This window comes from Spirosoma flavus, from assembly GCF_054778555.1.
Genome location: NZ_BAAGZL010000002.1, coordinates 94,155 through 106,837 on the forward strand (window position 1 = coordinate 94,155; position 12,683 = coordinate 106,837).

Annotated in this window: 8 protein-coding genes; 3 read left to right on the forward strand and 5 right to left on the reverse strand. The window is 48.4% G+C overall.

Annotated elements, in window-relative coordinates; all coding sequences use genetic code 11:
* Window positions 1-16 precede the first annotated feature (16 nt).
* From ACYVF1_RS09415 to ACYVF1_RS09435, 5 genes are all read right to left on the reverse strand, one after another.
* Window positions 17-1,261: an AGE family epimerase/isomerase gene (locus tag ACYVF1_RS09415; protein WP_461077982.1), complete on the reverse strand. Its 1,245-nt coding sequence runs from the start codon at window positions 1,259-1,261 to the stop codon at window positions 17-19.
* Window positions 1,248-3,755 (reverse strand): glycoside hydrolase family 20 zincin-like fold domain-containing protein, encoded by a 2,508-nt coding sequence (locus tag ACYVF1_RS09420; protein WP_461077984.1) that lies wholly within the window; start codon window positions 3,753-3,755, stop codon window positions 1,248-1,250. Before ACYVF1_RS09420 ends, ACYVF1_RS09415 begins: the two co-directional genes overlap by 14 nt.
* Window positions 3,752-5,314: a glycoside hydrolase family 28 protein gene (locus ACYVF1_RS09425; RefSeq protein WP_461077986.1), complete on the reverse strand. Its 1,563-nt coding sequence runs from the start codon at window positions 5,312-5,314 to the stop codon at window positions 3,752-3,754. The genes ACYVF1_RS09420 and ACYVF1_RS09425 overlap by 4 nt, the downstream gene beginning before the upstream one ends.
* A gap of 29 nt (window positions 5,315-5,343) precedes the next feature.
* A complete protein-coding gene (locus tag ACYVF1_RS09430; protein ID WP_461077988.1) occupies window positions 5,344-6,642 on the reverse strand; it encodes an MFS transporter in 1,299 nt (432 codons plus the stop codon).
* A 215-nt stretch (window positions 6,643-6,857) separates the two neighbouring features.
* Window positions 6,858-7,916 carry a LacI family DNA-binding transcriptional regulator gene (locus ACYVF1_RS09435; protein WP_461077990.1) on the reverse strand — a complete coding sequence of 353 codons (1,059 nt, stop codon included), beginning with the start codon at window positions 7,914-7,916 and terminating at the stop codon, window positions 6,858-6,860.
* An 827-nt stretch (window positions 7,917-8,743) separates the two neighbouring features.
* Here ACYVF1_RS09435 and ACYVF1_RS09440 point away from each other — a divergent pair.
* The 3 genes from ACYVF1_RS09440 to ACYVF1_RS09450 all read left to right on the forward strand — a co-directional run bounded on the left by ACYVF1_RS09440 (window position 8,744) and on the right by ACYVF1_RS09450 (window position 12,656).
* Window positions 8,744-10,123 (forward strand): Kelch repeat-containing protein, encoded by a 1,380-nt coding sequence (locus ACYVF1_RS09440; RefSeq protein ID WP_461077992.1) that lies wholly within the window; start codon window positions 8,744-8,746, stop codon window positions 10,121-10,123.
* A 175-nt stretch (window positions 10,124-10,298) separates the two neighbouring features.
* Window positions 10,299-11,258 carry a DUF4249 domain-containing protein gene (locus ACYVF1_RS09445; protein ID WP_461077994.1) on the forward strand — a complete coding sequence of 320 codons (960 nt, stop codon included), beginning with the start codon at window positions 10,299-10,301 and terminating at the stop codon, window positions 11,256-11,258.
* An 84-nt stretch (window positions 11,259-11,342) separates the two neighbouring features.
* On the forward strand, window positions 11,343-12,656 hold the full coding sequence (locus ACYVF1_RS09450) for a Kelch repeat-containing protein (RefSeq protein WP_461077996.1): 1,314 nt from the start codon (window positions 11,343-11,345) through the stop codon (window positions 12,654-12,656).
* Window positions 12,657-12,683: the final 27 nt, after the last annotated feature.

Here is a 12,683-nt window from a genome sequence, read left to right on the forward strand (position 1 = left end):
TCATTGCGAAAAGTGCCTAGTTGAGACCCTTAAAATTCAGGTAATCAACCAAAAAGCGAATCGAAAAACTGGTGCCGATATCCCGATTAACGAGCCATATTTTGTCTTTACGGCTACGCATCCGGGTTTCCAGAATGGCACCGCGCAGGTTTTTGTCAGGATGATCCATACCGTACCGATTTTGAATAATCCAGGTCGCTGATTTCTCGATGTAAGGCAAAAATTCTTTATAGCCTGCCTTCGCCAACTCGATCCAGACGATCCCCGCCATAGCCACCGCCGAGCCCGTAATCGAACTCCGGTCGGGAGCTTTGCCATCGATATAATTGACGTAGTAGATGGTACCGTCTTTTTGCTGAGCTTTGGCGTAGGTACGCGCAGTTTTCGCAGCCACTTCCAGGTATTTCTTATCGCCGGTTTTCTGCCAGGTATGAATCAGCGATTCGGCGTACCACAAATTGAACCGGGGGTGAAACGAATTTTCTTCTTTGGTATTTGGTGTGAACTGCATCCATAATCCATTCTCTTCCAGCTCGACGAGCTTATTAGCCAGGTTGATATGGGCGTCTAGGAGGGCTTTGTCTTTGTTGAAGTCGTAGGCATCCAAAAAAATCCATCCTTCAATATTGGGTCGGGAAACGTCGTATAACGATTGCTCCTTTTTATTCTTCCAGAATTCGCTATGTTCTTTTTCGACTACGCCCGTACCCAGATCAACGGCGTCGTAGCAAACCCCTTTTTCAGGGTAATACATGTTTTTTAGCATCCACTCCGCGGCTGTCGTCGCAACCTGTGCGTACTTTTTGTCCCCAGTCACGCGGGTCAATTCGTAAATGCCCGGCGTGCCGTCCGAAATGGTCGCAAACACGATGGTCGAATCGCCGATGGCGTCGCCATGAACCGCGCCCAACATGCCTTTGAGTTTGGGGTGATCTTTGATTTGCAGGCTGGTCCAGTAGTCTCCCGCTTTGCGAGCCGAAGCTAGCCACTTCGGATTCTTGGTTTGTTTATAAGCCGCCAGCATCGCGTACACCGCCTGCCCGGTATGCCAGGGCACTTCGTAGGGATACCATTTGCCTTCGGTCAGGTTGTAGTCGCATCGCGATTTGCCCTGTTCATCGAGCATGGTGGTCGATATGTAGGTCGCCATATCGTTAATGGCCTTCACGGCGACATCCTTTTTTACTTGAGCATGGGCAATCGGCAACGACCCCAGGGTAACCCAGGCCGTTGTACATAACAATCGGTTAATCAGCTTCATGAACGGACGTTTTGGCATTTAGGGAATACTTGTGTTTATGATTGGTGATGGGTTTCGGCGTATCGAGTCGAAAGGCGAAATTCCAGGAAGCCGAAGCCGGTAGCTTAACCAGAATGTGGTTAACGCCTTTGGTCAGATTTATAGCGAATGGCGTCTCGTCCTGATTGGGTGATCCGATTGCCTTTATTGGAACGCCGTTTACAAACAGTTCACCCGCTTGACTGCCCAGTAGCGCCGTAACGGCCTGAGCGCTATCGGTTGTGATCGAACAGTAGGCATAGGCTACGGCTTCAGACGTGGTTTTGTAATAATCGCCCAGGTCGACGATGCCGCCCTCCTGCGAGATATATTTCATCCAGCGGTAGATATTGCCCTGATACTGAGACATATCACCGGGTTTAGGTGGTACGTTATAGGTGGGGTCTTCCGAATAGAGAAAATTGGGTGGCGTTGGCGTTTTAAACGGCCCCGTCAGCAGCCAATTTTGAAAGTAAAACGCATTGCTGGCTTTGATATCCAGCCCAATCGACGTAATGGAAGGTAGGCTAGCCGACGCCGAAACAATCGACTGCAAGCGGGTTTTAAGCTGTTGTAACTGATTGATTTTGGCATCGAATCCTTTCAGATTAATCGCCAGATAGTAAGGCTGATTTTCGGCTTCCCACAGGCTGCGGTACGTTTCTTTTAATGACTGGTATCGGGCTTGCAATCCTGAAATGGCCTGAATGGTGCTAGATAAGCTTGCGGTATTTTGCTGACTTTGAGCCGTTCGATATGTATCGGCGGCCTGGGCTAATAGCAATCTGGATTCCATCAGCAGCTGATATTGGCGCAGGGTAAATTGCAGAAACTGCACATCCGTAGGATTCGATTTCGGCTCGGCGGCATTGGCGTACGTTAATCCTTTTCTAACAATAGCCTGTATTTTCAGTACGTCCTGATTGTTGAGAATCAGTTTCTTGCCGCTATCGGGCAGGAGTTTTTGCAACCAGATTTGCTCGGCCAGATTGTAGGTCAGCGGAATACTCCGAAGCTCCATTAGGGCGAACAGTGCTTTTACGCAATTCCCATTGCTGGTCCCATACGCATTCCGTTCGTAGCGTTCGTTGAAGGAATCTGTTTCAGCCTGGTTGATATTCCAGCTTTTTTCGGCAGCCGTATACACGCCATACCAGTCGCTGTGGAAAAAGCACATCGGCCCCTCATCCCAGATGGTCGTCAGCACGCCCGACGTACCCGCCTGTTTACCGGCTTTTAGAAATCCACTGATGTTTCCTTTGGCCATGACCAAATCAGGGAAGAGCCGGTTTGAGTTGACGATTCCCGGACAAACGATAAATTTCAGCCCCCGTTTGACGAAGGGTTGTATCCATGTGTCGTAGGATTTTTGATCGCCGTATTCCCAGGTGAGGTAGATAATGTCTTTGGGTAGCAGGCCCAGAATTTCTTCGTGTTGCAGGGCAATGTCGCCCCACATCATGAGCTGTTTGTTCTGTTTTTTGAGAACGTCGTACAGGAACTTGATGTGATCGGCGTAGTACTTCGCCACACCCACACTATCGACGTACGCTTTGGATTTGCCTTTGCCCAGGTCAAACGTCTCGTCGCAGTTGACGTTGAAATAAGGCGAGTTAAACGTACCGCACAATTCTGTAATGACACTCGTCAGAAACGTTTTGGCCTTCGGATCAAGCGGAGAAATCATCGTGGACGTCTCCCCCATAGATTGGTACTTGGGCTGCGACAGAATGTTGGCAAAATGCCCGAATGACTGAAAACTGCCGACCAACTGCATGTGAAACTGAGCCGCGTAAGCCGATAATTCCCGAATATCGTCCATCGTCAGTTTACCATCGGCGGGGGCAAAATCGGGGTAGGAGCGGGGCTGAACAACGTGTTCGATGTAGAACGAAAGTGAGTTGAACTTCAGCTCGGCCAGCCGTTCGATTTGCTTTTTGATCGTGCTGACCTTTGGCGTTGGTCCCCGGCTGATGTCGTCGTAAATGCCCCGATCTGGAAACGACGGCCAGTCGGTGATGACCAGTTCCTGATGCCAGCCCGCGCGGGTGAGTTGTTTCAGCGATTGCAGACCGTAAAAAAGGCCGGTTTCGGTGTTAGCTGCAATCAATTTGTGGTTAGCATTCAGCACCAGTACGTAGCCTTCGTCGCCCACTTTCGCTGGCCAACCGGGTACATAGGTTTCGACCAATGAATTGGTTTTGGCCGACCTCCCCGATAAAACCAGCGTAAGGGTTTGACGAGCTCTCTGGGTTGATTGATTTGTGGCAACTCCTTGCCAGTTTGCCGTGAGCCGCTTGATCGATTCAGATTCAATACCCGATCCGGCCAAGGTGAGGTTCGTACTAAGCGATTCCAACTGTTTTCCTACCGTAACCTGCTGAGGATAGGGCAGTACGGGTACGGTCATAGCCGCTACGGATTTCAGAACGCAACCGACCAGTAACCCCATTAAAATGGCCTTTACTCGTTTCATTGAACAGTTGTTTCTGTGACACGTATCTGTGGATGGTCATTTTCGACCAGCTTTACCTGCGTATTGGTGCCTGCTTTCGCTACGAAGCTTTTCGCCGGGCCGGAAGCTGTACTACTACGTATCATACCTCGGCTATCACCGGCTACGTAGATAGCGGCTCCAGCATCCGCCGTGGTTGGCATCGTAATCCGATCCAGCGTAAAGTCCGTAACATCGTTCAGCGCCAGAGCGGGACGGCTGTCGGGTTTGAGACACGTAAAGCGAATGTTGCTGAGCTGGACGTTTTCGGCGTGGGCAACATAGAAACCGTACGCGGGTAACGTACCGAACATGGTTCCTTCGGGGTACTGGTCGTCCAGTTTAGGAACGGCTTTGGTCATATCCCCCGCTTCACCCCCGCCGGGAACGTCGATGGTAATATCACTTAAGCTGATTTCGTGGAGTTTAGCGGTTTCGATGCCCGTAATGGAACAGCCTGTTTTGCCGCTTCCGGTAGCCGTAATACCCGTCAGGCGGATGTTGCGAATGCGTCCAAGACCCGGTGCGGGTGCCTTTTCGTCATACTTTCGGGCGCGATTCCCCAACCGAATGAAAATTGGGACTTCGGGGCCTTCCACGACGATGTTGCTAATAGATATGTTTTCCATGACGCCCCCGTCTACCATTTCCAGAGCGATCCCACTGAGACCCGCTGGTTTTCCGTAAATGGTGGCTTTCTGCGCCGAGGGCTTGATGACGCAATTGGTAATCACTACGTTTCGAAAACCGCCCGTTGATTCGGTGCCCAACTTTAGCGCGTTACAATGGCTGCTCAGCACGCAATTCATCACCGTTACGTTTTCCGTGATCAGCGGGGATGTGCTTTTCAGGGTAAGCCCATCGTCGTCTGAGTCGCCTTTGATATTCTGAATCGTTACGTTTCGCGAGCCATCGATATCAATCATGTCGTTGTTTTTGTTGGAGTGATTCCAGATGCTGATGCCATTGATACTCACGTCTTCACAGCCTAAATAATGCTGCATCCAGAACGCCGAATTGCGCAGGTTGACGCCACTGACCCGGACTTTTTTACACTCGATGAACCACAACAAATAAGGGCGATTTCGGTAGCGGTCGGGCTTTTTCAACGTAGTGGTCACAAAACTGGCGCCCTGCCCGTCGATGGTGCCGTAACCTTCAATGCCAACGTCTTCGACCTGATACGCATAGATTAAACTTTGCTTCGCCCATTCAGCTCCGTAAAACTTGAAACCATGCTGCTGGTAGGGATATTTTGCCAAAACCGTCGTGCCCATAAGCTGACAACCAGCCGACAGATGAAGCACAACGTGGCTCTTGAGCTGAATGGTACCAGTCAGGAAATTACCAGCGGGGAAAACCACCAAACCGCCACCCGACGTAGCACAGGCGTCTACCGCTTTTTGGATGGCGGTAGTATTGTCTGTCTTACCATCGCCTTTGGCGCCGAACGTCACTACGTTGACATCGGTAGCGCTGGCCAGCGTGGATAGGGTGACGAGGGTACTAACTAGTAATGCTTTTATGTTAATGAAATCCACGTACAAGTCAATTAGGGTTTAGGAATAGGCTATAGTTTTACCGGCTCCATTTTAGGCGTGAGCCAGTGGATGATCAGCCAGGCCAGCAGAAAGGAACTGCCGCACACTATGAAGATGATATTGTAGCCTACAACGATGTTGCCCGAGGCTTTGAACACATCCAGAATGTAGCCGATAAGGCTTTCAAAAAGTACCCCGCCAACAGCCCCTGCCATGCCGCCTAGCCCCACAACTGAACTCACGGCCCGTTTAGGGAACATGTCCGAAACGATGGTAAAAATATTGGCGCTCCAGGCCTGGTTGGCGGCTACCGATAGACTAATCAGCGAGACAACTACCCACATATCAGTCGTGTAGCGGGTAACCAGAATAGGGACGACGGCAATGGCTGATATGAGCAACGCCATTTTACGCGCTTTGTAAACGGGCCATCCTTTCTGAATCAGCCAAGAGGACAGATAGCCCCCGCCGATGCTACCAATCATGGTGCCCGTGTATACGATTACCAGGGGTAGACTGGGCTTTTTTAAGTCGAGGTGGAAGGAAGCGTTGAAATAGGCAGGGAGCCAGAACAGGAAAAAATACCAGATGGGATCGGTGAAAAACTTACCGGCAATGAACGTCCAGGTTTGCCGGAGACGTAGCAGTTCCCCCCAAGATACGCTGCCGGTAGAAACCGCTTCTACTTCATTATCGCTATGGATGTAGTCATATTCCGCTCGGTTCAGCCGTTTTTGCTGGGCGGGAACTTCATACGTTAACAGCCAGACCAGCAGCCAGATAAAACCTAGCGAACCCGTAATGATAAACGCGATTTGCCAACCATACAGCGCCAGAATAAAAGGGACCAAAAGGGGGCCAACGCAGGCACCAATGTTTGAGCCGGAATCAAAAATCCCGATGGCCAACGCCCGTTCTTTTTTGGGGAACCACTCGGCCACCGTTTTTACACCACCCGGATAATTACCTGATTCGCCCACGCCCAGCAATGCCCGTACCAGACCAAAGCCAAAAGTCGTCTGGACGAACGCATGCAGAATGGCCGCGATGCTCCAAACGCTTACCGAAATGGTGTATCCGAGTCGGGTACCGATGCGGTCAATCACGCGCCCGTACAGGAGTTGCCCTAAGGCGTAAGTTGCCGTAAAGGCCATGACGATGTAGCTGTAATCGGATTCCGTCCAGCTGAAAATTTTCTCCAGCGTCGGTTTTAATAAACCCAGAATTTGCCGGTCCAGGTAATTGATGGTGGTCGCGGCAAACAGCATGGCGCAGATGAACCAGCGATACGTTCCAATGCGTGTCCGGGATTCCGTTGTTTGTACCATTTGTATCAAGTTAATCGGTGTATCGTTCTTTGAGCAGACGTAGCATCTGGACGTTATACGACCTTTGATTTTCTGCGGGTTATAGGAAGTCGCTCAATTTACGGGTACGTACCCGTAAATATACAAACAATTTTAAGCTTGAAAGGAATTAAGAAAAAACTTGGCTAAAATTTTGGGGATGGACGCTCTAATGATATGATCTATCGCCTAACGAACTAGTTTCGATAAAAAGCTTGATTCTCCCGAGTGACAATATCGATTGGCATGTAATATTCTTTGGCGACGGGAATTGATAAAACCAGATGTTGATAAAGCGCCATAATACTGCGATAACCCTGATCTTTGGGCTGGTGGCAGATTAGAAAATCGATAATTCCGCTGGTTAAAAAGCGTATGTTTTCGTTTACAAAATCATAGCCAATCAAGAGCGGTTTTTGATCGGATTGTCGACTGGTCAGAAAGCGAGCCACTGAGAATACCCTGGAATTAGTAACAAAAACTGCATCAATGTCGGTGTGCGCATCAAATAACTGTTGAAGATGGGTTGCAATAGACGCAAAATCAGTTTGTTGAATATCGGCCCGTAGAATTGGGTATTTCAGTTTATGATCCGAAAAGTAGGTTCTGAAACCTTCCTCAATTTGCTTATACGTAAAGCTATCTAGCGACGTAGCAATATTGACAACCAGCAATTTACTCGTCTCCCGAAGTTTGTAGGTGCTTAGTTTTCCGGCCAGATAACCGCTTTGAAACAAAGGGGGGCCGATATAAGACAGGCTTTGTTGGCTTGGTATATCGCCATCTATAAAAACAAAAGGGATGCCTTTTTCCTGACAGGCAGTGGTGAATTCCTGAGCTTCATCGACAAATGAAGGAGCTAGGACAATACCATCGATGTCGGAATTCAGAATTCGATTTGTCTGTGTAACAAAGGAATTAGGGTCACTTAGGTCAAAAAAAAACAGGTTTACGTTGATTCCATACGATCTAATTTCGGCTTCGGCTTGCCGGATACCCTGTAAAGGAGCTTCCCAGAAATCTGTTTCCTCAGTGACCGAAGGAATTAAAACAGCAATCGAAATAATCTTTCCTGACGCTAATCGCCTGGCTAACAGGTTTGGCTGGTAGTTAAGCTCAGCAATGATTTTGTTGATTTTTTCCCGAGTTTTAGCTGAAACGCCAGTCCGGTTATGAATCACCCGGTCAACGGTGGCAATTGCTACGTTAGCTCGTCGGGCTATTTCCTTAACTCCCTGTAATTCCTTTTTTTTCATCAGTTGGGTAAATGGTCAGGCAAAAAGGGCTATTGACTCTAGCTTACTGTAAAGTTTTGCAATAATAAATATTGTTTTGACCTGAAAACAACCGGATGTTTTTCTGAACGATAATCGGGTAGGAGAGATAGGCTGGAAACGGATTTTTTTGAGTTCAATAAACCCACTTAGTTTAGTAATGGACTTGAATAAAACACTGGACAAATCTCTAAGCAACATTTTGACATTGCCTGTTATAATTGTCAAAAGGGGAAGATAGTCCTACACTGAATGCCTTCTTTGGCGATTTTACCGCTCCGGCGGCCCGATAAACCTCGATGTATTCAAAACTGCTTGTTTTGCTGCAACTTGATTTTGGAAATCATACTGATAGACTGATTTCGACTTGAGAATTTTAAATTGGATCGATTTTACTCAGCTACTGTCTCCTGGTTTTCAGGGTTCACTAAGTTAGATTACACTTAACTTAATGTCCAATAGATCTACCGACCAAATTCTGTATGTCTATCTCACCGAATACCGTTTCACCAAAGATTAATTCCTCACTTGTAGACAGGCTTTTTGGTCTATTCCAAAAGCTTTCTATGTGAGTGAAAAAGGGGAGTTACTCGAGTAAAAAAGAAAAAATGCCCTCAAATGTCTTGGACAAGGGCATTTTTTGCTGGTTTGAATACAACCTGAATTGAAAAAAGCAATGATGGATGCTACCTAAGCAGCAAGTAATTCAAAATTGGTAAATAAAAAGAAATAATACAACTATTTCGATAAAATAAAACGAATATAAATTAGACTCTTTCCTTGTTGATGCTGTAAATTGCGGAACCGTTATGAACAGGTTCACACCATTTTCTGTCCCCAAACTGTGTTGGATTGCCTTCTTAGGCTGTCTTGTCGTTCGATGTCAGTCCCATTCTCCTGATCCTGCAATTATTGTCAATACCCGAACTGTGTTGCCCTCGCAGGCAGCCCTCGTTTCCATACAGTCAACGGGTACAACAACGGCCGAAATCGTTCTTAAACTTACTTCGGCTATCAAAGCCACTGATTTACGGTTAACTGCGCAAACAAATTCGGGAACTCAATTAGCGCTAACTACTGGGGATGTTGCAGATTATGAGCCATTTAGCCTGAATGTGTATTCGCTTTCCGGTTTGTCGGCTGGGCAAACCTATACGCTACGTTTAGGCTTTAAGTACAATCAGAAAGATAGTCTGACCCTGGAGCGTCGCTACGTCCATACTACGTATAATCCATGGCGACGGCTGGCTCATCTGCCGTTTGATGGAGGTGATTTCACCGGATCGATCATTAATAATTCCTATGAAAATCGACTGGGAACTTCAGTACGTATCACCCGTTACGTTGACGCTACTACCTGGCAATCGGCTAATTTCTATTATCCACAGAATCAGTGGTATCCAACCGATGCAACTGAGTTTGGTAGTCAGCAGAATCAGTGGATTTCGACTCCACCAATTAACCTCCCACCCCGTCATGGACTGATTGAATACATTCTATACTGGCATAATACGGATCGTCATTATTTCTACGGCATGGGGTACCAAACGGATGATTTAATTCCCGGTAAGTTCTTCTATAGCAGGGATTTATACGCGATTCTTAATTCGTATCCCAGCGTTGTATTTCCGTATTACCAGGGCGAAGACGGCGAAGTCGTTTATTTTACGACGACCGAATGGGCGTTTTTTCTGACCAATAATGGCTCACCGGCCATGAGAGGTATATACGCCCAGTTCGATCAGGAAGCACGTGCTCCCTTGCCTGAAAACCCGGGTATCATGGCTACCTTCAGCCTGGGCGAAACGGGCTACGTTGTCAATCAGGTGCCTGGTAGTCAGCCGCATGTATTTGCTTATGATTCTCAAAAAGATACCTGGACACGAAAGGCAGATTTCCCCGGTGCACAACGGTCGCGTGGGGTTGCATTCTCGACGAAAGGGAAAGGCTATTTTGGGCTCGGTACGGCAACGAATCAGCAGGGATTGCGCGACATCTGGCAATATGACCCGGCTACCGACAAGTGGCAATACGTAACGGATTATCCAGGTCAGGGAAATCGCTATCTAGTGGCATGGAGTGGGCCAAACCGGGCCTATTTAGGCTGGGGCTACGAAACGCAGACGGTAGTAGGTTCGACGGGATACCGACAGGTAGGTTGTACCGATTTCTGGGAATTTGTCCCATAATACCATGATCATGAAGAACCTAGAAATTATAAGCCGGTCCGCCGGGCGGTTGCATAATTATAAGGTTGTAAAGTTTTGCGAAAAGCGAAGCCAACGGTACAACCCTATAGCTGTACAACTTTATAACGTCTTTTTCTGCGTCATAATCCTTTTCTCCTGCGTTGACGAAGTTCAATTGCCCATTCGCCAAGTGCAGGCTCGTCTGGTTGTAGAAGGGTTAATTACAGACGAACCCCCACCATATTCCATCAAACTGACGTTATCAGGCGCTTATTCGTCGGGGAGTGGGTTTCCTGAAGAGTTAATTATTAATGGAGCAACCGTTACTATTACGGATAATAACGATAGAACTGTACAACTCGAACAAGACCCGTTACTTCCTTCCTATTATTGGGTTCGGGATCCCAACTTCTGGGGGACGGTCGGGCATCGATATACACTGAAAGTTGTTTTACCCGACGGAACCGCTTATGTGTCTGCACCTGAATTATTAAGGCCCATAGCGCCACTGGAGCAAATTCAGGCTGAATACCAATTGGCAACTGGTTATTCGGGACAGCCTGATCTCTATAATATATTGATTAACACACGAGACCCCGACACACCAGGCGATTATTACCGCTGGTCGACCTATAGCTACGTACCACGCTGGACCGGGACTGATCCTCGGCATTCGGTATGTACGCTCTGTTCCTGTTGGGTACCTTATTATAGCCAGCTCACCAGCGTTTTATCTGATGCGTTGATTAATGGCAAGCGAATCAGCCGCCGATCTGTCTTCAACTCCCCTGTGTATGCGGTTGGAAAACAATACGTTGAAGTGCGGCAGTATTCGCTTACCCGAACTGCGTACCAGTACTGGAATCTGTTCGAAGAGCAACGTAGCAGAACGGGGTCGCTGTTCGATCCGCAACCGGCTTCCATTGAAGGAAATGTTCATCAGCAGGCCGATACAACGGTGCTGGCACTGGGATACTTCGGGGCGTCGGCTGTTAGCAAACAACGGCTGGTCATTCCGGGCGATACCATACAATACGATAAATTCCTGAACCGACTCAATAAATCGTTTATCCCAACCGGAACCTGCCCGAGTCTTTTTACCGAGTTTATTCTGGCACCTCCAGCGAATTGGTAAACGGTTGAGCGAATTCGTTGACGCTATAATCAGTTGATACGTAGCGTAACCAGTACGGTAGAAGTTCAGAAAGCCATACCTGTTATGAGAAATAGTAGTTTTCAATACGTCTGGAAACCTGATACGTTGCTGCTAATCACCTGCCTGATCTGGGCGTTTGGTTGTCAGACAGGTGAGCCAATAGCAACTATTGTCCCTGATCCAACCACTATTATTTCGCCAACATTGGTCAGTGCGCACGCCGTTGGAGCAAATCAGGCTGAGTTTGTAGTGAAGGCTGGTTTTGAATTTGGCCCAGACAACTGGCGGTTTACCATGACCGATGCCAGTAACCGCCCCGTGCCATTAAACACGGGTGCCGTGGGGCGCCTGGATTTGTTTACTATCACACTTTACCAGAGCTCCGGGTTGGTTCCGGGTCAGACGTACCGCCTGCGCTTCTCCACTCGCAATGCCGGGGGCGATTCGGTGCTTGTCGAGCGTCCATACATCCACCGCCTGGACGGACCCCGCTGGATTCGATCGGCTCACGCGCCGGTTTCGGGGGGCGATTTTGCCGGCAGTGCGTTGAGTACGGATAACATACCGGGGTCCGATCCGTCGCAGCTTTCGATTTGGCAGTTGAAACGTGACAATAGTTATCAAACACTGAGTTATTCCGTTGGCAGTGATAGCTGGTTTGCTTTCAAACAGACTACCGCTTCAAATCTGGGCAAGCATGGTCTGGTACGCTTCAGTTTGCAGGCTGCCAAAGGGGTTGTCTATCAAATGTCAGGATTAGGATTTGTGACGAATGAGTTGATGCCTGGTCAGCGTCAGTATCTTAAAACCATGGTTACCCCAGATTTTGCCGGTCCGGATGGCGAGGTACGTTGGTTTGCAACCCTTAACAAAGCCTATCAGCTTGTAGAGGGTGGGCCTTCGCAGGTATGGGTTCGCATGGGAACCTGGGATCAGTATCGTACCGCCGACTTGCCTGAACCCACCGGAACACTGGCCACGTTTCGGCTAGGTACTACTGGCTACGTCGTCAATCAGCGACCGGGGCAGGCGGCTCACCTGTGGGCGTTCGACACGGAACGTGAGCAATGGAGCCGAAAAGCCGATTTTCCGGGCGCTATACGTAGTAGAGGTATTGGTTTTCAGGCCAATGAGAAAGGTTTTTTTGGCTTAGGTATTACGCCCGGTGAAGAAACACTACGTGATGTATGGCAGTATGAACCAGCCACTAATCAGTGGAAATACGTTACCGATTACCCTGGAGCCGGCAGTACCTATCTCGTCGTCAGTCAGATTCCAGGTCATACTTTTTTGGGTTGGGGTTATGAGCAGCAAGCCACGGCCATTGGAGGAATTCGACTGGTGGGATGCACCGACTTTTGGGAGTTTAAGCCATGATAAGCGTTGTGAGAAGGAGATACGTGG